The sequence below is a fragment of the Wolbachia endosymbiont (group B) of Schoenobius gigantella genome (assembly GCF_964031005.1).
GTDB classification, from domain to species: domain Bacteria; phylum Pseudomonadota; class Alphaproteobacteria; order Rickettsiales; family Anaplasmataceae; genus Wolbachia; species Wolbachia pipientis.
The window spans coordinates 1,177,869-1,200,688 of the sequence record NZ_OZ035002.1 but is presented as its reverse complement, the minus strand read 5'-3'; the positions used below and the strand labels follow the sequence as shown (position 1 = coordinate 1,200,688).

Sequence of the window (22,820 nt, the reverse complement as noted above, 5' to 3'; positions counted from 1 at the left end):
AGAGAATGCTAAAAGAGGTGAGATGCGCAATATATACAAGAAAGTCAAATGAAGACGGGTTAGAGCAGAAGTTTAATAGTCTTGATGCGCAGCGAGTAGCATGTGAAAAGTACATAAAGAGCAGAGAAGGCTGGGTAATATTGGCAAAAAGGTACGATGATGGAGGCTTTTCAGGAAAGAATTTAGAAAGACCAGCGATAAAGGAATTATTTGCAGATGTGAAAGGAGGAGAGATAGATTGTGTAGTAGTATATACTCTGGATAGGCTATCAAGGGAAACAAAAGACAGCATAGAAGTTACATCATTTTTTAGAAGGCACCGAGTAAATTTTGTAGCAGTAACGCAGATATTTGACAATAATACGCCAATGGGAAAGTTTGTACAAACGGTATTATCAGGAGCAGCACAGCTAGAAAGAGAAATGATAGTGGAGAGAGTAAAAAACAAAATAGCAACATCAAAAGAACAAGGTTTATGGATGGGTGGAACTTTGCCGCTAGGGTATGATGTAAAAGATAAGGAATTAATAATAAATGAAAAAGAAGCAAAAACAGTGAAGCATATATTTGAAAGATATTTGGAGCTGAAGTCAATGGCAGAATTGGCAAGGGAGTTAAATAGTCAAGGATACCGGACAAAATCAGATATCTTTAAAAAAGCGACGGTAAGGAGAATAATAACAAATCCAATATATATGGGAAAAATCAAACATTATGAAAAAGAGTATGAGGGAAAGCATGAAGCAATAATAGAAGAAGAAAAGTGGCAAAAAGCGCAGGAATTGATAAGGAATCAACCATATAGAAAAGCAAAATATGAGGAAGCACTGCTTAGGGGAATAATTAAGTGCAAGAGCTGTGATGTGAATATGACACTGACATATGCAAAAAAGGAGAATAAGAGATATCGATATTACGTATGCAACAATCATTTAAGGGGAAAAGGTTGTGAATCAGAAAACCGAAATGTAATAGCAGGAGAAGTAGAAAAAGAAGTGATGAGGAAAGCGGAGCAGATATATGAAAATTGGAGAGAAAAGACCGAAGAAAAATGGGAAAATTTAAGTTTTGGAAAGCAGAAAGAAGTAGTGAAAAAGTTAATAAAGGGAGTAATGATAAGAGAAGATGGAATAGAGGTACATTCTGAGTCAGAGGAAACATTTATACCAATAAAAAAGAAAGGAAATAAATGCACGGTAGTAGAACCAGAAGGGAAAGCAAACAATGCGTTACTCAAAGCAGTGGTAAGAGCCCATCTGTGGAAACGGCAACTAGAAGAGGGAAAGTATAGAAGTGTGAAAGAGCTGAGTGCCAAAATTAATATAGGTACAAGACGTATACAACAAATTTTAAGATTAAATTATTTAGCTCCCAAAATTAAAGAAGACATAGTAAATGGAAGACAGCCAAGAGATTTGAAGCTAGCTTATTTAAGAGAAGTACCAATGTTATGGAGTGACCAACTGGAGAAGTTTTACGGCTTAGAATCTTAATTTACAAAAGCAATAGGCAATGGAAAAGACTATGTGCCAGAAAACCAATACTTTAAAACAAAGAATTAAGGTAAACTAGTTTTACAGGAACTGATACTTAACTATGTAATAAAAATATTGATAATCTTAAACATACATGTGAAACGATTCCAGAACTCCAAAGTTATTGCGTAAGAGATAAATGTTCCTGATAGCCCTTCTCCCGCTGAATCATGTGGTGGGTCTGATAAAGGAAATTCTGTAGGTATCACAAAAGTCAATTCAATCAAACACAAAAGGCTATACCTATAAAAGAATAAACATCAAGAGAGAAAAATAATTTCTTTAGAAGAATCTCTAAATTATTAAGTCAACACTTATCCCCCTACTATTTCTTCTCACCTTGAGAGTATGGCTTATACTTCAAAAAATCTTACTTTGAAGATACATCAATTTTTTTACCCCTCCAAGACCTTTCTTTTGTTTACTAATTTTAGTTGACTTCATTAACACACTACTATTTCTTTCGAAGCTCCCATCTTTTGCAGCTGGTCTAAACTATCGATTGGCTTCATAAGAGTAGATGGAACACCTGATTCTTTCACTACAAAATTTGATTGTTTAATAGTTTCAGCTGACTCTATAAGTATTCTACCGTTTCTTTCAAAACCTTTATCGTTAACAGCTTGTAGAACACTTTTTCCTCCTAAAAAGCAGCTTTCCCCTAAACTTGATTGATCTTTTAATTTGTCAAACTTCTCCTGGTTCTCTCCATCAAGCTTTACTTTTATTATATTACTATCACCAGGACACAGATGAATACTAATCTCTCCTACTTCAGTGGTAAAGGACATTTCAATGCTATCTCCTAAGACATCTGTATAATTTCTTTTTTTTCCTATGCTTTCAACTCTTATTATACTTTCCCCAATCTGTAAGATGCTACTTTCTATACTGAAATTTTCATTCACCTTACTATTCATAACCTTTGCAACTTCAACGATACTGTTTTGTGGCCACATGAAAAGAACAAGATTGTTATCTATTTCTACTTTCAGATCATTATCTTTAACTTGTTTATTTTTGTTTACTAAACCTCTGTATGCGATACTTTTTAATTCGTCCTTAATTTTTTTACATTCTGTAAAAATAGGTTCATCACTTCCGTACATAGCTTCATCTATCATTCCGTCATTGTAAAAATCAGACTCTATTTTTGCACCTGCTAATAGTAGCTTATTGACAATATTGAATAAAGGTTCTAAAGCCTCTTCCCACTCATCTATTGCCTCCTCCCCATTGTCCTTATAACGTGATCTAGTAGTAGGAGTTATACGCATAACACTGCTAGCATTAGCAATGTCAATTATTTTTTTTAATATAAAATTCGACACACTACATTCATAGTGATCACAGCGTAAATTTAGCTTTATTTTTCTTTTCAAATATTCATCTATTAAATGTTCCATCTTTTCTAGAGTGACCTTTGCAGAATTTTCATATCTATTTTCATGAAACTCTTTCATTATACTTTCCATCTTGTCATGAAATTCATCAATCGAAGCTTTTTCGCTCTCAGTTAACAGATTTACTAAATTCATTAAAATTGAGTTCTCTGGAATAAAAGAACTTTCAACAACAGTATTGTTGTCTTCAACAACGGACTCATGCCAGTCATCAGTTTGTTCTTGATCTAACAATGATGGACTAGGCTCCAGAGTTTGCTGACCAAAACGTTCCATGTGCTGTTCTTCAGTAGCTAATCCACCATTTGCATGAACTTGCTTAGTTCCTAAAATATATTCTAATATCATAATCCCTCAATCTATAGATATATTATGTACATAATTAGCATGAATAAAAGCTAATGCAAGTATAATTTTTCATATTTTTTAGAGAGTTGTCTTCTCCTGCTGTCACTTCATGTATCTTTGCTATCCAACAAAAAATCGTTTCTGGACAACCTCTGTAGTATGACGTTCTTGGCCCATATATGGTATTATGTAAAAGTTAGAATTAAACAGCAACCTAACAATTGCCAAGGATAAAAAAACTTCAAGAAAAACATTTTCTATATTAATAGATACAAAAATTTTATTGGAATTTACAGGAAATACAATACTCCTCAGCGTCATAAAGATTTTAAATGTTTACTCTGTTCAAAAAGATAAAAATAGATCGTATATTTGTGAGAACAAGTTGCGTAAAAATGAGGTTGTAAAAATAGAAGTTTGAAATCTTTGCAATAAAGTTAGGCAAACTAGTTCATATGTAGATGTGGGTGAAATGGGCTAATATGGCTAGTTTTAGCGTATAGCAAAATCACTATATTAAAAAGTTCGTATGTATCGTTTGGTAGACCAACCGATTCCAAGAAAAATTGTTCTCACGCTTGCTGGTTTTGGGTGCTGGAAATGGTTATATTGTTTAGGTTTTTAACAGTATATATTGCTAAATTAGTAGCAATATATTAAAGACTTTCATCAAAAATTATTCCATAAAAAATTTCTAAATAGGGGTTGATAAGTTTTAAAAATGGAGTATTGTACTGAGTAGGAAAATAGTTTTTTTTATATAGTTTATGAAAGATCAAACGAGCCTTACAACGGATTTTACGCATGCTATAGAAAATGACGACTTTAAACGGTTGGAGGAATATATTGATCAACATATTGATAAATATAATGTTAATCGTGAACTTTTAGATAAGTTGCCTTTGCTGTCCTGGGCTGCCTGTAAAAATAGTGTAAATGTAGCTCAACTTCTTCTTAGTATTGGTGCTGATATTGACATTAGATGTGACCAAAATTGGACACCTCTACACTATGCTGTTAGTGCAGGTCAATACGATATGGTTAGATTTCTTGTTGATCAAGGTGCCAGCATTTTAGCTAAGGATAATAATGTTAAGACACCTTTACGCATAGTAAATGAGCTTGGTAACACAGAAGTAGCAAACTTTTTGAGAGCAAAGCTAGATAAATATTTATTTTCTGCTATAGAAAGAAAAGATATTAGAAAGGTTAGTGATTTTCTTGATGGAGGTGCTAATATTGAGGCTAAAGGTATAAACAATCAAACGCCTTTGTGTGTAGCTTCTTGTAAGGGTAATTTGTATGTCCTTAAACTTCTTCTCAGTAGAAATGCTAAGGTTAACGTTCAAGATGATAGTAGAAAAACACCTTTACATTATGCTGCTAGGGAAGGTCATTCAGATGTAGCTGAACTTCTTCTTGGCCGTGGTACTATGATTGATGCTGAAGACTGTTTTGGTATGGCTCCTCTACACTATGCTGCTTACCACAATAGAAAAAATATGGTTAGCTTTCTTATAAAACAAGATGCCAAAATTGAGGCCGTGGATAAAGAAGCTAAAACACCTTTACATTATGCTGCTGGGAAAGGTCATTTAGATGTAGCTGAACTTCTTCTTGACCGTGGTGCTATAATTGATGCTGAAGACCGTTTTGGTATGACTCCTCTACACTATGCTGCTTGCTACAATAGAGAGGATGTGGTTAGCTTTCTTATAAGCCGAGATGCTAAAGTTGAGGCCATGGATGAAGAAGATAAAACACCTTTACATTATGCTGCTGGGGAAGGTCATTTAGATGCAGCTAAACTTCTTCTTGACCATGATTCTATAATTAATGCTAAAGACCGTTTGGGTATAGCTCCTCTACACTATGCTGCTTACTACAATAGAGAGGGTATGGTTAGCTTTCTTATAAGCCAAAAGGTGCTAAAGTTGAGGCCATGGATGAAAAAGCTAGAACACCTTTACATTATGCTGCTAGGGAAGGTCATTTAGATGTAGCTAAACTTCTTCTTGAATGTGATGCTATAATTGATGCTAAGGACTGTTATGATCGGGATCCTTTATATTATGCTGATTCGTATAATAAATTAGATGTAGTTAGACTGCTTGAAGGTAGGAATGGTGTGAACACTTGTAACCCTCTTACTAATTTTTTAAGTGCATGTATCCATTCCCCTATTGCTCGTTACTTCGGAAGTGTTTGCGTAGAAGGAGCGCCAATTTTATACAGAAGGCAACGTGCCTCTGCAATTGATCACAATGCTTTGGAAGGTAGTTTACGACTCTTCAGTATCTGTAAAGGAGGAAGAGAAGGTATAGATAAAACACGTTTCAATAAAGAGATTAGTTATCTACATGAAAATGCTTATTTGTATGATGTTTTACTGTTACAAGATGAGGAAAATCAAAACACACTTTTGCATGTGGTTATTAAAGAAAATCAGGTTGATCTTGTAAAAGAACTTTTGTGTATTCTTAAGGAGCCATATCGTTCGAATAAGGTGTATAAGTGCAAGTATTTTGAAGATAAGCAAGAAAATGAAAAGCCGCTTTCTAAAGTTATTAATTCTAAGGATAAAGACGGAAAAGATGCAATTACTCTGGCTATTGAAGGTAATGACCCAGAATGTATTTCGGCTCTTTTCAAGTATTTAACTTATGAAAATATTAACAGAAGGAAAGATGTTAAAAGCGATTACACACCTCTACATGAAGCTGTGCGTTCTAGAAGTAGTAACGCAATTAGTGCGCTTCTAAAATCAGAGCATGTAAACGTTGAGCTCATAGATGGAAGATCTTACAGAGCATGGAAATATGTTAATAATGAAGAAACAAAACAATTGTTTATTAGGTATTATAGTGATAAAATTAATGATTTGCGTAAAGAATTAGCACATTGCAATGAAAAATTAGCGCAAGTCGAGTATTTCCTGTGCAGAACAAAACTTGCTTTTGTATGCTCTGCAGCTTTTGGCTCTTGTCTTAATATGTATAAAAATTTTCATGATGCAAGAAGTGGAGATATGCCAGGTGTTACCATTCATCCTCTCTTGTTGTTATTTTCTAGTGCTACAGGTCTAATAGTGTTGTGTAATCATTTTATCGATTTAACACTTTCAAAGTATAAAGAAGAAAGTGTTAGCTTGCAAAAAAAATTGGACAGTTTTAGAGAAGCAAGAGATAAGTTGGAAAATAAATTACTTCATTTTCAAGAAGGTACATCTCAGGGTATTAGGACGAATTCAATTTCTACGCAACTATCTGATTATGATGACGTACCTGGAACATTAGAATCACCTACCTCTATAAAGAGCTTTGAAAGCTCAGCAAAGGTATCCGTTTATAACCTGCCTAAGGAATTTAAGTAGCCTAATTTAGTAAGTACATAGAAGTAATCATATTAAAGAAGATATTGGTTTTTGAAGTAAGAGGAGAAAGCTCACAATCTTTGCTCATGTGTCTAAATTGGAGAACCAAGAGAAAGTTTGTTCCACAATAGAGATGTTCAAAAAAGTGTGTCAAATCAAAAAGAAAGTAATAAATTGATATAAAAAGGTGAAATAGAAAACCACTTATTGGCTGAAAGTGAAGAAAATAATAGAAAAAATGGGAGAAATGCAAAGGCTTTACGTACAAGTGCAGATTCATTTGAACTTTTAACACCAAGAGATAGAGAAGGAACCCCAAATAGTCAAAAAAAGGCAAATAAATTTACATCCAGGGCTTGAAACGAAGATTTTAAGCACATTTGCAAGACCAATCGATTTCCAAAAAAATCTTCTCATGCTAGCTGGTTTTTATTGCTGAAAGTGGTTGTATTATTTAGGTTCTTAGTAATATTTAATATTAAATTAATAGTAATTCATTAAAAATTTTCATCAAAAATTATTTCAAAAAAATTTTAAATTAGGGGTTGACAAGTTTTAAAAGTGGAGTACTATTCCTGAAATACATTAGATTACTAATTTTTTATGGTATGTAAGTGTGTGATGGCTAAGGTAATTTTACTTTTGTGAGCGGGCTATGTTATGTGAGGGCATTCCAGAATTCTTGTTTGAGGGAAGATGGTCCTTTCTGTGTTGCTTGAGGAAAGAAAAAAGCTCAGGGTAAGAGTGGCTTGTTATAGTGTGATTGCTTAGTTAAGTTAGGTAAGTTTTTATAAATGTGGAGGGACAAATGACTTTAAACAATGATGATTTATTAGTTAGTGCTGCAGGAGCAGGACGCCTTAGTGACGTTAGAGAACTTCTTGAGAAAGGGGCTAATATTGAAGCTAGAGATAGTGATGGTTACACATCTTTGCATAGGGCTGCTGAAGGAGGTCATTTAGAGATAATTAGATTTCTTATAGATAAGGGGGCTAACATTGGAGCTAAAAATAAGGATGGTGGAAAACCTTTAGATGTAGCAAATACCTCTCGTCAGTCAGAAGTAGTAAACTTTTTAGGACCAAAGCAAAGTGAGTATGATAGACTTTTATTTGCTGCTGTAGAAAGTGGGAATGTTAGAGGTTGTCCGGAAACTAGTAAATTCAAGCATATTCCCTCTTTAACATAACCCTACTCATAGCTAGGTATATGAAATTCTCAGTGGATGTTGTGAGTAAATCATACTCCTTCGATAGCCTTCTATTCCTATTAACCCAAGCAAAAGTCCTTTCTACAACCCATCTTCTTGGCTGTACTTTAAACCCTTGTTCTCTTGTTGGTAGTAGCTCAGGTGGCGTATCTTTGTGCACCCAAAATCTACATGGAGGCCTTTTAACAATTTCAATATCTATGTCATATTCTTCCTTTATGTGATTCTTTAAATTTCTTCCTTGGTATCCCATGTCAGCCCACATTTTTTTAACTTTAGTATATTTTGTTCTCATATTGTTTAATGCTATTTTAATACCATCTCTATCATTTTCGTTAGCAGCGCCTACGTAACAACCTAGTATAAAACCCTGAGTGTCTGTAATTATATGCCTTTTTCTACCCTTTACTTTTTTACTTCCATCATAGCCTTTGATCCCCCCTTTTCTGTAGTCTTTACAGATTGACTATCTACTATACAGGCACTCGGCTGCTCATTCCTTCCTATTTTTCTTCTACTATATTTTGTAATTTCATAATTCATTTTCTCAAAAATTCCCTGCTTCTTCCATTGCCTGAACTGCTCATACACAGTCTTCCATAGCGGAAAATCATTTGGTAAATACCGCCATTGACACCCTGTACGCAATACATAGAAAATTGCTTCTAATATTTCTTTTTTGCTATACTTTGGCAGCCTTCCTCCTTTCTTGTATGATACTCTGAAGTGTTTTTCTATTCTTGCCCATTCCCTTTCGCTTAGATCTGTTGGATACTTTTTTCTCATCTTTACCCCGTACTAAAATTTCAGATATTATAGCCTTTTACTTGTTTCCGGACAACCTCTAAGTGAAGTTACAAATCTTCTCAATATTGGAGCTAGTATTGAAGTTAAAGGTGTAGAAAATGCGGAGTTTAGGTTAGCCCGTTATGTAAAAAGAATTATGGAGATGAGTAATTACCATAATGTTCATTCGGAAAAAAAATCTGAGCTTGAAAGGATAAAAGGAGAATTACCAGAGTCAGTAAAGAATGCAGTATTTTCATCGGAGGTATGTATTAAAAGTGTTTACTATAGTAATGAGTATTTATATCCTGCTAGTGATTATCTTAGCCATGATAGGGATAGAAGGAGAGTATTTACTTGGAGGCCAGGGGGCAAAGATAGTTCATGTCAATGGAAATTTGAACCTGAAGGTAACAACATATATATAAAAAGCACTTATTTTAATGAGTATTTATATCCTGCTGGTAATGGTCTTAGCCATGATAGGGATAGAAGGAGAGTATTTACTTGGAGGCCAGGGGGCAAAGATAGTTCATGTCAATGGAAATTTGAACCTGAAGGTAACAACATATATATAAAAAGCACTTATTTTAATGAGTATTTATATCCTGCTAGTGATTATCTTAGCCATGATAGGGATAGAAGGAGAGTATTTACTTGGAGGCCAGGGGCAAAGATAGTCCATGTCAATGGAAAATTGAGGATTGTGGATCTACTCGCAAGAAGCGTGATGTACAATATAGTATTACAAAAGAAGCTAAGTGTGATCTATCTTATGATAATGCATCAGACAATTCATCGCAAAGTGACGAAATAGGCTATAACAAAATAGGAGCTACAAGCGGAGCAAGTAAGCCGTCTTCATGGATAGATGCTGTTAAAGGTGTTTTTCAGTTTATCTCTTCCCCTTTAAGGGCTGCGTTGCCTTCATTTTCAGAAAATAGCTCTAGCCGTTCTGGTACAGCAGGAAGTAGCTCCAATCATTCTGATACAGTAAGAAACCCAAATATCCAATATACTAGCCAATTTAGTCGTGAAGTTTGTGCGAGTGATAATGCTAGCTTGATGTTTTTCTTGTTACAAGCTTTTCTAGATAAAAAGTGTCCTCTTCCTAAGTTTTCTGATGTTAATCCTGTAAAGGCTCTTTTTTACACATCGGATATTATAAAGTCGTTCAAGGAAGTATTAGAGAAGCAAGCTGAATCGAAAGGTGGTATAAAAATGCACCGCTTAGATATTAATTTTGAGAAATTATTTGAGAAGATTAATGAAAAAATTAGGAGTGGTGAATTTAATGAAATTTCAGGGATTTTAAAATCATACGCAGAGGAAGCATTGCCTGGTAGAGAACCCGGAGATCCCGGTAGATTAAGTCCGAAAAAGTTTGATAAGTTTATGGCTGAATTTAATAGAAGAATAGACCCAGTAATAAATCAATTAATGCAACAAATGTTAAGCAGATTAGAAGTGAGTGACGTAAAAGAACAACAAATAAGCTTGGAGCCTAAAAGTTATCTAAATAATACTTCTGTTCAATGTCATTTAACTCAAGCTAGAGGTCAAGGTAAAGTATTAATTCCTTAATTTTTGAATTTCATCTATCGAAAGGCCGGTAATTTGAGCGATAACATCAATAGAGACACCGGCCTTAAGTGAGTTCTTTGCCACTTCGATTTTCTCTGCTTTTCTGCCTTTTTCATGTCCGATTTGGATGCCTTCTTCTTTACCTTCTTCTCTACCTTTTTCAGTAGCATCATCAAGTTTTTGAGCGAGGACAGCCTGTTCATCAAGAATACGTTTTATTTCCTGTTCATAGGCAATAAATTCTTTTTCTGACCAGTTGAATCTATTTAGCTCTTCATAGGCCTTTTTAATTATTACATCACTACCTATTATTTTTTCCAGCTCTTCTTCACTATTCTCATCTGCATATCGAAAAAAATAAACCCATTTTTCAACTATATTTTCCAACTGATCTTCCTTATTCTTTGGAAATTTTGGCAACTCAATAAATATAAAATAGAAATCTTTTAGATCATGCTCATTAGTGTCTTCATCTCGAATAGTATGCTTTGATTTGTACTCAGATTTATTAGGAAACAGTACACAATCTGCTATAGCAATGAAGATAATTTCCTTAAGGTTATGATACTGGTCACCTTTATCAGCTTGCCTTGAGTAAGCTTTAGCAGCATAGTATTGGGCACGTTTTTCAAAGCCTTTAGTTTTAGCGACCTGCATTTCGCAAATGTATTGAGCACCTGTAGAATCTCTACAGAGAACATCAACAATACTTTGCTTTTTAGCGGCGATATCGGGGTCTTGAATAGTACTTAAAAACTCTATATCCTTTATTTCATTTTTACCAGTAAAGCCAAGAATATCATTGAGGAAGTGAATAAGGATATCTCTATTTTTTTCAGTACCGAAGATACGCTTAAACGATACATCATTTTTGGGATCAAGAAACTTAGAAAAAGTCATAAGAAAGAACCTTAAAAAGCATTAATAATTATACATAATTCTGAAGAAATGTTCAAGTTTTTTATTTTTTTAAGTTTTGAATGCGTTGATGAAAAAAATGTCTCCCATAGATGGCTTTAAAATGCTACTACGCACCTTAGACGTCCTTTTGTACATCTTTTATTAACCCTTCTATAAAGCGCCTTAAAAGGCCGGCAAATGGATGCTATGAGTTTGGAGCTGTAGGAGACATCAAAGATACCCTTTTTGGTGTATAAAAATACGAATCTACGACAACATCGTTTAAAGAAATTAGCAGCTATTAATATCTTCTACCTTTTCATAAAAAAATAAACAAAAAAAAATTGAAAATTTGATTTGACTTCACCCAAAAGCTATGGCTTTATGCCAATACTGCTAAGAAAATAACAGTAAACATTTAAAAATAATTTATTATTAGTGAAGGGTATATTATATGAACAATAAGAATAAAAGTAAAGATCGTAAAAAAGAAATAGAGTTCCGAATTGACCTTACCCAGAAAAAGTGGAGAGAAAGAAAGGAGTTTTTTCGGGTAAAATAAAATTTTGGAGGATTAGAAATGGCAAGAGAATATACGGCAGAATTCAAATTGGAAGCTGTTAAGCTGGCAAATGAACAAAGAAAGGTAGGTCAACCAGTTGCAAAAGTAGCAAGAGATCTAGGAATAAGGGATAGTGTATTAGGAAAATGGATGAAGAAATATAACGAAAAAAAGTCAGCGGCAAATGCATTTCCAGATGTAGCACCTTATGACAAAGAGAGATTTGATTTACAGAAAGAGTTAGCAAAAGTAACAAGAGAAAGAGACATTTTAAAAAAAGCCCTGGCCAGTCAAAAAGAGTAAAATATTTTTTTATATAGTAACTGCTATAAAGTACAGGAATTATGTAGGATTTTCTGCTAGTGGCTACTATAAGTGGACCACAAGAAAAATAAGCAGTAGAGAATTAGCAAATAAAGAGTTATTAGCAGATATTCAAAAAATATATCAAGCTTCTAAATGTAGATATGGAGCTCCTAAAATTCATGCTGAATTGAAGGCTTTGGGTAAAAGTTGCAATTTGAAAACGGTGCAAAGTATTATGCAGAAAAATGACATCAGGGCTATACTGAAAAGAAAGTTTAAAATTAAAAAACAACAAACAGATAATAGAGCTGTAGCTCCCAATATACTAGATCAAAACTTTATTGTTGATCAACCAAATAAAGTATGGGATTACTTATATAAAAACCAAAGAAGGATGGCTATATTTGGCAACAATAATCGATCTATATTCACGCATGGTAGTTAATGAGCAGTTCAATAAATAAACAATTGGTTATGGACTCTTTATTAATGGCCGTTAACAAGCGTAAACCTGCCAAAAATCTACTATTACATAGTGATCAAGGTTCACAATATACTTTGCAAGGTTATCAATATCTCTTATCCATAAAAAACATAGATGAGTCATAAAGGTTGTTGTTACGACAATTCTGTTGTGGAAAGCTTCTTTAGCTCATTGAAAAGAGAAATACTTATTGATACTTCACAACACTCTGCTCAACAAACTAGAACTGCAATATTTGAATACATAGAAATTTTTTATAACAAACAACGTCACTATTAACTATTGCATTCCTGAGCATTTTGATTCATCATTCTCTTTGTGAAAAACATTCCAAACTTTCTCTCCACTTTTTCTGGATAAGGTCAAAAAAAACGCCGATATTTTAGTACATAGTAAATAGCCAACCACCACGGGGCTTCTTTTGCCTTTTTTTTTATTTGGTAAATTTCTTAATGTTTATGGCTAAACGACAATCGTCATCCCGCTACGTGTTAGCGGGATCTATGCTTTGAGATACTGCGAATGAATCGCGGTATGATGGTTAAGTAAGGGATCTATGCTAAGAGATGCCAAAGACCTTCATGAAACTTTGCCCATTTGGCTTCTCTAAAGATTTCGTTTACAGAATCTAGTAACTCAGCTATGCAGAATAAAAAAAGTTTGTATGGTATACAAATAGTGTGTTTTTTTTATAATTATTTTCTATAATACATAAACCTTTGGTCCAAGCTGTAAATGCCACCATAGGCATGAAAAGTTAATTAACAAACTGCAATGTATAATGAAATAAAGAAACTTGTAAGACTTTGATCTTACAGATTATAAACTTGTCATAAAGTTTAATAGTGTCTGTTACTGCTTTTAGGTGTGAGGCTAGAGGGTTATTAGCAGTAACAGACGCTATTAAACTTATTATAGAATTTACTTAAAGTAAATACTTAATTTAAAATATTATAATATTTTTACTTACAATAGATTTATGTAAATGCTTTTTTCCTCAATTAGTATTGTACTATTATACTTGTTGAATGCTAAAAAATTATTAACCATCACTAATCTCTATTTGCATAGTAAGTTTATATATACTATTATACAGTATATCACTTAGTTTTATAGCAAACAAACAAAAGATATGGTGAAGTTATTTGCACTATTGATAATATTTTACTCAAATATATCTGTTGCCTCTGCTCCTACTTCCTGGCAATTTGGATTTCCTGCTCCTGCAACTGAAGTAATGGAGGCTGTAGTTAGGTCACATTCGTTTGTGATGCTTGTGATGGTTACAATAATGCTTTTTGTGTGGGCGCTGCTTGCTTATATAGCGTTTCGCTTTCGTAAAAGCAAAGTAACAAACATAAGTAAAACTACCCATAGTGTTCCTTTAGAAATTATTTGGTTTGTTATACCAACTATCATTGTTGGAATATTAGCCTTTGAAAACGCTAAATTACTGAAGCTACAGGAAGAAATACCGAAAGCTGATATAACACTGAAAGTTATTGGCCATCAATGGTATTGGAGTTACCAATATCCAGAATATCAAGGTGTGTCATTTGATAGTTATATTAAGGGAAAAGAAGACTTTATCGAAGGAGATTTAAAGCTATTCTCTGTTGATAACAACATCATTTTACCCGTTAATACTAACGTTCGTTTACAAGTTACAGCAGGAGATGTGATACACAGTTGGGGAGTACCGGCTTTCGGTGTAAAAATTGATGCGATACCAGGTAGGCTGAATGAGGCGTGGTTTAATATCAAAAAGCCTGGTGTTTATTATGGGCAGTGCTACGAATTGTGTGGTCAAGGCCATGGATTTATGCCAATTGTTGTTGAAGCAGTAAGCAAAGAAGATTTTAATAAGTGGATTGAAAATAGAAAATTAGTGAGTTAAATTTGGAGTATAGATATGAGTGACGTACCAAAGGGCATAAAGCGTTGGTTGTTTTCCACCAATCATAAAGATATAGGGACACTGTACATTATTTTTTCCATATTAGCTGGAATTATTGGTGGATTATTATCGGTGATTATTCGCACTCAGCTAATGCACATTAATATACTTAACAATAACTATCAATTATATAACGTAATGGTTACAGGGCATGCGTTGATAATGGTGTTTTTTATGATAATGCCAGCCCTCATGGGAGGATTTGGTAACTGGTTTGTACCTCTCATGATTGGCGCACCAGATATGGCATTTCCTCGTATGAATAATTTAAGTTTTTGGTTATTAGTGTCATCTTTTATTTTGCTCATTCTCTCAGTGTTTATTGGTGAAGGTCCAGGTACAGGTTGGACTTTATATCCACCTCTATCACAGGTAATGTCCCATCCAAGTGCAGGAGTTGACATTGCTATACTTGCACTTCATGTTGCTGGTATGTCGTCAATTGTTGGGGCGATCAACTTTATAGTTACTATATTTAACATGCGCACAAAAGGAATGTCATTAACTAAGATGCCACTGTTTGTTTGGTCTGTCTTGCTAACAGCATTTATGTTGATTGTTGCCTTACCAGTGCTTGCCGGTGCTATAACTATGCTTCTTACTGATCGCAATATTGGTACTTCCTTTTTTGATCCTGCCGGTGGCGGCGATCCTGTGTTATTTCAACATCTATTTTGGTTTTTTGGTCATCCAGAAGTTTACGTAATTATTTTTCCTGCATTTGGCATCATAAGTCAGGTTGTATCAACTTTTTCTCACAGACCTGTATTTGGTTACATAGGGATGGTTTATGCAATGATAGGTATAGCAGTATTTGGCTTTATGGTTTGGGCTCACCATATGTTCACTGTTGGGCTTAGTGCTGACGCTGCTGCATTTTTTAGCACTACCACAATTTTTATCGGTGTTATAACTGGTGTAAAAGTCTTTAGCTGGATTGCAACTATGTGGGGTGGAGCAATTGAGTTTAAGACCCCTATGCTATTTGCACTAGGTTTTATTTTCATGTTTGTTGGCGGGGGCATAACGGGAATAATTCTTTCTCATGGTGGAATAGATAAGCTCCTGCACGACACCTATTATGTTGTTGCTCACTTCCATTATGTCATGTCACTTGCTGCATTATTTGGAGCTTTTGCTGGCTTTTATTATTGGATTGGTAAAATGTCGGGTAAACAATATAATGAGCGCTTAGGTCAAATCCACTTTTGGCTTACTTTTATTAGCACCAATATCACTTTTTTACCTCAACATTTCTTAGGATTAGCTGGTATGCCAAGGCGTATACCTGATTATCCTGATGCGTTTATCCCTTGGAATTATATATCCTCAATTGGTTCGTATATGTCCTTTGTTTCAGTTATGTTTTTTGTGTTTATAGTTATACATCTTTTTAAATGGGGCAAGAAAGCTGGAGATAATCCTTGGGAAGGTGACACCTTGGAATGGACGGTATCTTCACCACCGCCTTTTCATACTTTCGAAAAGCCACCAGTGGTAAAATAGAATGTACACAAGTGTTTTGCTAAATGTTGAATCAACAATACTGGATTTTTGGCGTTTGCTGAAGCCAAGGATAATGTATCTTGTGGTATTTACTGCAGTTGCTGGTATGGTTACTGCACCAGGTAGTATGCACCCTTTTCTAGCACTAATATCTCTTATATGTGTTGCTCTTGGCTCAGGATCTGCAGGTGCTATAAATATGTGGTATGACAGAGACATAGATCTGCTCATGGAAAGGACAAAAAACCGCCCTATACCCTCAGGTAGAGTTTCTGCAGAAAGTGCGCTTGAATTTGGTATAACTCTTGGAATATTGTCAGTATTTATCATGGCAATAGCAGTAAACTATATTTCTGCTGCTTTGCTTGCTGTTAGCATATTATTTTACGTTTTCATATATACAATTTGGCTAAAAAGGCGTACTCCGCAGAATATCGTTATCGGTGGTGCAGCAGGTGCTTTCCCTCCAATGATTGGCTGGGCAGCTGTGACTAATTCTGTCAGTTGGGAAAGTTTCATTTTATTTTTAGTAATTTTTATGTGGACTCCACCACACTTTTGGGCCCTATCTTTAAATAAGTCTGAAGACTATGCAAAGGCATCGATTCCAATGTTCAATATTGTTTATGGTCCGGAAAAAACAAGAAAATATATATTAATTTATAGTGTTTTGCTGGTGCTAACTAGCTTGCTTCCGGCTCTATTTTTGAAAAAGGCTTTACTTTATCTAAGCATGGCAACCTTTGAAGGTTGCGTTTTTATTTGGTACGCTGTATCTGTTATGAAGTTCAAGAATCACAGCTCACAGAAAAAAATGTTTTCTTATTCAATTTCTTATCTATTTTCCCTATTCGCCAGTATTATTTTTTGTTCTATTGATTTATTTTAGTTATGAAAGAACGGCAGAAGCATAAAAACTATTTTTTACTTTTCCTTTTGGTAATGCTCGTTGTCACACTTTTTTTTGTTTCTATAATAAAATTTAAAGGTGCAGTTTAAACTACCTTTAGAAATTGTGCTTTCATAAAAGCAACTATATACTTTGTTAACCGATATAAACAAAGATGAGTAAAAAAGAAGTGATAATATATACGGATGGGGCGTGTTCTGGTAATCCTGGAGCGGGAGGATGGGCAGCTATCATATTATTTCAAGATTACAGAAAAGACATTTATGGTAGAGAAGAAAATACCACAAACAATAAAATGGAGTTAACAGCGGTGATCAATGGGCTGAAAGTATTGAAATTTTCTTGTAATATTAATTTATATACGGATAGTCTTTATGTTAAGCATGGCATAACAGAATGGATAAATAAGTGGAAAATGAATGGCTGGAAAACAAGTAATAAAAAATCAGTAAAAAATATGGAATTGTGGAAAGAGCTAGACAACGTTGCTTCACAACACGAAATTGATTGGAAGTGGGTTAAAGCACACAGTAGCGATAAGTATAATGAGGAGGCTGATAGTTTAGCAAGAAAAGCAATAATCGATGCTTAAAAAAATTACTATATTATTTTCCGTAGCTTTATTATTCATATTGTGCTTCTTTATTTTTTTTAAGCCTTTAGAAATCAATATTAATTATATTGATTTTTATGTTAAACATAAAATATCAAAAATATTTGTTGGCTCAAGCGTTAATATGGAGAATACCTCAGTTGTTTGGCAGAAAGATGGCAAAGATCCGTATTTAGTCATTACGGATTTGGCAATAGCAAACCCTAATTTTACTATAAAAGTTCCTGAGCTTTTTGTACATTTTAAGTTAAGTTCCTTATTTAAAGCTAGCACAAATCTCTCTCAGGTTTCAGCTGATAATGTGCATGTATGTATCAAGAGAGAAGAAACTAATGTTAATCCGCAAAACTCATTAGACCTTTTGGATAATCATTATTTAAGTAGTAACCGCCTTCCTTCGGTGTCATTCCAGCGCGTGACGCTGGAATCTAGAAAAAAAGAAACAAGTAGTCAAGCTACTTGGATGACAAGGACGAGTGCTGGGATGACAGGAAAAAAAGATACTGGGATGACAGGGAAGAATTTCAAGATGACAGAAAGTAGTGCAAAAAATCTATTAAAAACAATAAGGGAATTTTTTTTTGACTTAAATGCGGATTCAAAAATTGAATTTACTAACATCGCTATTGATAAAAGCACAGAAGATGAATTTTTTATTGATAAATTATATATAGGGAAGGGGGAAGATTTTAATGTTTTAGATATTCATGTGAATACAAAAGATGGAAAGGGATTTTTGGATGATTTATCAATTACGATAAAAAATCGCAACAATTTGCTAAATGTGTACGGGACATTTTATGATCTAAAATTGGGACTATTGAGCAAGTTTTCTACATTAGTTAAAAGCTACAATTTGGACAAAAATATAGGATTCAAAGGAAGCTTCTCAGTGAAAATTAATAAAAAGGATGAAATTGTAGATGGAAATATATACGTATTGAATACAGAAAATTATTTGAACAAAAATTTGGCCTTAACTAATGTAAATATAAATTTAACATATAGTGATGGAATTATTAGTGTAAAAAACTTCCATTTTAAGTTAAATGACACGTATCTCTCTTTGATAGGCAAAATGAACTTTAGTACAAGTCATGCTTTGCTTAGAATTAATATTAGTAAGTTTGCTGCAAAGGATTTATGTACTTATATACCAGATAGTGTAGTAAATAGTAAATTTAAAAGCTGGTATTGTGATAATATTGATGGGGATGTTTTAAATACCATTGTAAGTTTCAATGGCAAAATTAACAATTTGGTTGATGACGATCTGTCAGACATTGTAATTGTTGCTGATATAGAAAACGGTAGCGTAAAATTTGATGAAGATTTTGAGCAAGTAAAGGAATTAAAGGGTGATTTGATCATCAAGAATAACGATCTTGAAATTACTGTAAATAGCGCTAAGTTTCAGAATTTCACTGTTAATGGTGGTGATATTGAAATGAAATCTCTAAATAAGGAAGATTCAGTTCTAACCATTAATGGCAAAGCTGTAAGTGATGCGTATGGTTTATATGAGCCTATAAGATTTAAGCTGGATGATGTGGTGAAGGTTGAAAGGGATAAAGTAAGTGGAATGGCAAAATCCGTATTTAATTTTCGCATTTTTAATCTAAATGCTGATGACAAAAAAGTAGACTTCTCAGCAAATTTTCATTCTGAAATTGACAATTTGGCCGTCTATAATGCAAGTCTTGGTAAATATGATATTAAGCTTAGTTTTGGCAGTGACTTTATAGATTTAAATGGTAGTGGTATGGTGAATAACACACAGCTATTATTTGACCTGAAAAGTAGCAATAGGAATGAAAGTTTCGCCTGGAATTTGACCGGAGATTTACCCGCTCAAATATTTAATTTTGATAGTGGCTATGTCAGTGCAAATTTAGAGTCAGTGATAAATCAAGATAAGACGGGGTATGTTAATGGTGATATAGATTTATCAGAATTTGAATCACATTCAAGCTACTTAGGGTGGAAAAATCGCTTTGAAGATCACAATAAAATTTTGTTTTCTACAAGGTTAAAAGGAGCAGGTGAATTGTTAGTAGATAAATTAGACATTGTAGGAAATGACCTAGATATAAAATTCAGCGGAAGAGTAGAAAATGGAAATTTATATTTAAATTCTAGTAGCTTTAAATTGCCTGATAATGATTTTAGTATAGAAATTGAATCAGGTAAGGAGAAAAATGCCATAACTATTTATGGTGAGGAAATTAACTTAAGTGATATTTTAGGCTTGCTTGGCAAAAACAGTAATGGATTAAATAAAGATATAGAGATTAGTATGAATGTTGACAATGTAATTATGAAAGAAGGCATCGTTATCAAAAATGCTAAGCTGAATGTAACCTGTACTAAAGGTAATTGCAATGGAAGTCAATTTACAGGGCAGTTTCTGGAAGATAGCAGCAACATACTAGCAGAATACAGTGGAATAGGGCTCGAAATATATGCGGATAATTCAGGTATGCTTTTGCGTTCCTTAGGCATTAGTAAATCAATTAAAAACGGCAAATTGTCTTTTTATCTCTCTCCTCAGAGAGAAAGTGGAGAACATTATGGTACGTTATCCATTAGCAATTTCTACATCAAAGATGCTCCACTACTTACTACTTTATTGTCGATGTCTTCATTGCCTGGCATTGTAAATGCCATAAAAAATGAAGGTGTATACTTTTACAAATGTAATGCACCTTTTTCATACAAAGATGGCACTATTGAAATTGAAGAATCTTGGCTTGAAGGGGCGGAGTTAGGTATTAGCACTGGTGGTAAGCTCGATATTAGAAATTATAAATTCCAGGTTGCAGGACAAGTAATACCAGCATATTTAATTAATAAATCTTTGTTAAAAATTCCTATAATTGGAAAACTTCTTACTGGTGGGAAAAGTAGGGGAATCGTTTCAATAGACTATAAAGCAAGTGGTGATGACAAAAACAATAACGTATCTGTTGATCTTATCTCTTCGCTAACTCCAAACCTATTAAAGAGGTTATTGGGAGTGTTTGATCGCATTATGACAAAAACTAACGAAAGTGGCTTAAAAGGTGGTGTGAAAAAGAAATTTGGTTCGATATGACCAAAAGGGAAGTTATTTAACAAAATTATGGACAAAAATGCAAGAATTTCAGAATGATCTACCTGGTTTTTTATTTAGTTGTTTAAGTAATACCACTCCCTTTAACCTCTCTATATTTGCTGAACAACTAAAAAGGGTAGGGGGGTGGTTGTAAATTGTATCTGTTCAGTAGAGTGGCAAAATAAGGTAGACGAGAAAAGACAACTATAGGAACAAATGGGTGTCATGCCAGTGCGTGACACTGGTTTCCATCCAAAAGGGTGTCATTCCAGTGTCAGCTACTTTCATGACATCGTTTACTATGTGCCATATTGTAATGTTCGTACAGTTGTGGAATGAATCGCGGTATGACGTGTTGCTTGGGTCAGCTATAGTATAAATATACTAGGGGTTATAGTTTTCTTATGCTGCCTTTTTGTTATTAGACAACCACAATATAAAGGAGTGAAACGGATGCAAACAGTAGTGCATTTCTGCACCAAACGTATTACCTTTAACGAATAGTAAAATGTGAGATTTTTTGGAACTACCGTGGAGCAATTGCTCCACGGTTTCATTCTACTTAGAATCCACCCATGCCACTCATTTCTCCTGCACCCATAGGAGATGAAGCATTTTCTTTGCTTGGTACATCAACTATCATAGATTCAGTAGTTATCAGCACACTCGCAACAGATACCGCTGTTTCAAAAGCAATACGCACCACTTTTGCTGGATCAATCACACCAGCTGTAAATGCATTAGCGTAATTCATAGCCTCAACGTTGTATATAAGCTCTTTATCATTCTGCTTAATCAAATAGTCAATTATAACAGCAGATTCAAGACCAGCATTTTTGACTAACCTTCTAATTGGAGCACTGAGAACTTTCTTGATAATGTTTATGCCTATTTGTTCCTCGTCACTTGCACCTTTTAATTTGTCGAGAACAGATGAAGCATAAAGAAGCGCAACCCCACCACCTGGAACTATACCTTCTTCAATTGCAGCTCTTGTTGCATGCAGCGCATCTTCGACTCTATCTCTACGTTCTTTAACTTCCACTTCAGTTGCTCCACCAACTTTGAGCACAGCAACGCCACCTGATAATTTCGCTAAACGTTCTCTTAGCTTTTCTTTATCATAATCAGAAGTTGAAGTTTCAATTTGAGATTTAATCTGCTCGATTCTAGCTTTCACACTGTCAGAATCGCTATTTTCGCTGACAACTGTGGTATTATCTTTAGTAATTTTAACATTTTTAGCCGTACCAAGATCATCAAGCGTGAGATCTTCCATCTTGATTCCAAGTTCATCTTTTATGACGTACTTAGCACCAGTTAAAGTTGCTATGTCTTCGAGCATCTCCTTTCTTCTGTCACCAAAACCTGGAGCTTTTACTGCAGCAACTTTTAAACCACCACGCAATTTATTGATAACTAAAGTGCTTAATGCTTCACCTTCGATATCCTCTGCAATAATAACCAAAGGTTTACCAGATTTAACAATAGCTTCAAGAATAGGAAGTAAAGGTTGAATAATATTTAATTTTTTCTCTGTAATTAATAGATAAGGATTATCAAGCTCCACGATCATTTTTTCATTATTTGTAATAAAATACGGAGAGAGATAACCGCGATCAAATTGCATGCCAGTAGTCAGCTCAACTTCTAACTCTTTTGAACCTTTACTCTCTTCAACAGTTATTACACCCTCTTTTCCAACTTTTTTCACGGAATCAGCGATACTGTTACCTATATCCTTATCACCATTTGCAGAGATTATTGCAACTTGTGCCACTTCGTCTATTTTCTCTAGAGAAATTGTACGAGACATTGACGCAATTTCCTTTAATATTACATCTTTTGCCTTCTGTATTCCGTTTTTAATACCAACACGATCGTTTCCAGCAGCAATTGATTTTGAAGCTTCCATTATCATGTTGCTAGTTAGTATTGAGCACGTTGTTGTACCATCACCAACTTTATCGTTACATTGAGAACAACTCTGTGCAAAGATGCTTGCTATCGCAGCGTTTAATGGTTTTTCAGGCTTGATACCCTTCATCACCTTATAACCATCTTTTGTAATTTCTGGTGCTCCATAGGGCTTATTAATCCCTACTGTTTTTCCTCTAGGTCCTGCAGTTATTGCTACCGTTGAATCCACTATTGCTGCAACTTCACGAAAGGCTTCTTGCAACTGCTCACCTGATACTACTACATTAGTCATTTTTATCACCTCTTGTTAATAAAAAATTTAGAAAACT

At 34.2% G+C, this 22,820-nt stretch carries 16 protein-coding genes and 2 pseudogenes; 14 read left to right on the top strand and 4 right to left on the bottom strand.

What is annotated here, in order from left to right:
- Positions 1 to 5: 5 nt before the first annotated feature.
- Entirely contained in the window at positions 6 to 1,493 is a 1,488-nt protein-coding gene (locus tag ACQH2O_RS05505; RefSeq protein WP_264706662.1) for a recombinase family protein, read from the top strand.
- 485 nt (positions 1,494 to 1,978) lie between these two features.
- Here the strand turns inward: ACQH2O_RS05505 and ACQH2O_RS05500 are convergent, their stop codons facing one another.
- Entirely contained in the window at positions 1,979 to 3,286 is a 1,308-nt protein-coding gene (locus ACQH2O_RS05500) for a hypothetical protein (protein WP_425385127.1), read from the bottom strand.
- Positions 3,287 to 4,053: 767 nt separating this feature from the next.
- On the opposite strand from ACQH2O_RS05500, the gene ACQH2O_RS05495 reads away from it, so the two are divergent.
- The 4 genes and pseudogenes from ACQH2O_RS05495 (at position 4,054) to ACQH2O_RS05480 (ending at position 7,848) form a co-directional block, all read left to right on the top strand.
- Entirely contained in the window at positions 4,054 to 5,283 is a 1,230-nt protein-coding gene (locus tag ACQH2O_RS05495) for an ankyrin repeat domain-containing protein (protein ID WP_425385126.1), read from the top strand.
- Positions 5,229 to 6,659: an ankyrin repeat domain-containing protein gene (locus ACQH2O_RS05490; protein WP_264329544.1), complete on the top strand. Its 1,431-nt coding sequence runs from the start codon at positions 5,229 to 5,231 to the stop codon at positions 6,657 to 6,659. The genes ACQH2O_RS05495 and ACQH2O_RS05490 overlap by 55 nt, the downstream gene beginning before the upstream one ends.
- A gap of 183 nt (positions 6,660 to 6,842) precedes the next feature.
- Positions 6,843 to 7,062: pseudogene (locus ACQH2O_RS05485) on the top strand (transposase); the annotation flags it as partial.
- A gap of 405 nt (positions 7,063 to 7,467) precedes the next feature.
- Positions 7,468 to 7,848 (top strand): ankyrin repeat domain-containing protein, encoded by a 381-nt coding sequence (locus ACQH2O_RS05480; RefSeq protein ID WP_341820214.1) that lies wholly within the window; start codon positions 7,468 to 7,470, stop codon positions 7,846 to 7,848.
- On the opposite strand, the gene ACQH2O_RS05475 is transcribed toward ACQH2O_RS05480, so the two are convergent.
- Positions 7,823 to 8,655, bottom strand: a protein-coding gene (locus ACQH2O_RS05475) for an IS5-like element ISWpi1 family transposase (protein ID WP_264374449.1) whose coding sequence is annotated in 2 segments (ribosomal slippage) — positions 7,823 to 8,286 and positions 8,286 to 8,655 — 834 coding nt in all. Because the reading frame shifts where the segments join, the coding sequence is not laid out codon by codon here. The two genes, ACQH2O_RS05480 and ACQH2O_RS05475, sit on opposite strands and share 26 nt — an antisense overlap.
- 163 nt (positions 8,656 to 8,818) lie before the next feature.
- Between ACQH2O_RS05475 and ACQH2O_RS05470 the strand changes: the two genes are divergently transcribed.
- Together ACQH2O_RS05470 and ACQH2O_RS05465 are read left to right on the top strand one after the other, a co-directional pair.
- The gene (locus tag ACQH2O_RS05470) at positions 8,819 to 9,472 is read left to right on the top strand and encodes an RICIN domain-containing protein (protein ID WP_425385125.1); all 654 of its coding nucleotides are present in this window, start codon (positions 8,819 to 8,821) and stop codon (positions 9,470 to 9,472) included.
- A complete protein-coding gene (locus tag ACQH2O_RS05465; RefSeq protein ID WP_425385389.1) occupies positions 9,400 to 10,239 on the top strand; it encodes a hypothetical protein in 840 nt (279 codons plus the stop codon). Before ACQH2O_RS05470 ends, ACQH2O_RS05465 begins: the two co-directional genes overlap by 73 nt.
- On the opposite strand, the gene ACQH2O_RS05460 is transcribed toward ACQH2O_RS05465, so the two are convergent.
- The gene (locus ACQH2O_RS05460) at positions 10,228 to 11,139 is read right to left on the bottom strand and encodes an Rpn family recombination-promoting nuclease/putative transposase (RefSeq protein ID WP_425385124.1); all 912 of its coding nucleotides are present in this window, start codon (positions 11,137 to 11,139) and stop codon (positions 10,228 to 10,230) included. The two genes, ACQH2O_RS05465 and ACQH2O_RS05460, sit on opposite strands and share 12 nt — an antisense overlap.
- A gap of 580 nt (positions 11,140 to 11,719) precedes the next feature.
- Between ACQH2O_RS05460 and ACQH2O_RS05455 the strand changes: the two are divergent.
- From ACQH2O_RS05455 to ACQH2O_RS05425, 7 genes and pseudogenes are all read left to right on the top strand, one after another.
- Positions 11,720 to 12,813 (top strand): annotated as a pseudogene (locus ACQH2O_RS05455) (IS3 family transposase).
- A gap of 810 nt (positions 12,814 to 13,623) precedes the next feature.
- Positions 13,624 to 14,388: a cytochrome c oxidase subunit II gene (gene coxB / locus ACQH2O_RS05450; protein WP_010962498.1), complete on the top strand. Its 765-nt coding sequence runs from the start codon at positions 13,624 to 13,626 to the stop codon at positions 14,386 to 14,388.
- Positions 14,389 to 14,403: 15 nt separating this feature from the next.
- On the top strand, positions 14,404 to 15,954 hold the full coding sequence (ctaD, locus tag ACQH2O_RS05445) for a cytochrome c oxidase subunit I (RefSeq protein ID WP_010962499.1): 1,551 nt from the start codon (positions 14,404 to 14,406) through the stop codon (positions 15,952 to 15,954).
- A 1-nt stretch (position 15,955) separates the two neighbouring features.
- On the top strand, positions 15,956 to 16,843 hold the full coding sequence (locus ACQH2O_RS05440) for a heme o synthase (protein WP_155968887.1): 888 nt from the start codon (positions 15,956 to 15,958) through the stop codon (positions 16,841 to 16,843).
- A gap of 175 nt (positions 16,844 to 17,018) precedes the next feature.
- Positions 17,019 to 17,456 (top strand): ribonuclease HI, encoded by a 438-nt coding sequence (rnhA, locus tag ACQH2O_RS05435; RefSeq protein ID WP_425385123.1) that lies wholly within the window; start codon positions 17,019 to 17,021, stop codon positions 17,454 to 17,456.
- Positions 17,449 to 20,571, top strand: a complete 3,123-nt coding sequence (locus tag ACQH2O_RS05430; protein ID WP_010962501.1) for an AsmA-like C-terminal domain-containing protein — start codon at positions 17,449 to 17,451, stop codon at positions 20,569 to 20,571. Before rnhA ends, ACQH2O_RS05430 begins: the two co-directional genes overlap by 8 nt.
- A 216-nt stretch (positions 20,572 to 20,787) precedes the next feature.
- Positions 20,788 to 20,910 carry a hypothetical protein gene (locus ACQH2O_RS05425; protein WP_255703183.1) on the top strand — a complete coding sequence of 41 codons (123 nt, stop codon included), beginning with the start codon at positions 20,788 to 20,790 and terminating at the stop codon, positions 20,908 to 20,910.
- A 223-nt stretch (positions 20,911 to 21,133) separates the two neighbouring features.
- On the opposite strand, the gene groL is transcribed toward ACQH2O_RS05425, so the two are convergent.
- Positions 21,134 to 22,783, bottom strand: a complete 1,650-nt coding sequence (gene groL, locus ACQH2O_RS05420; protein WP_010962503.1) for a chaperonin GroEL — start codon at positions 22,781 to 22,783, stop codon at positions 21,134 to 21,136.
- Positions 22,784 to 22,820 lie beyond the last annotated feature (37 nt).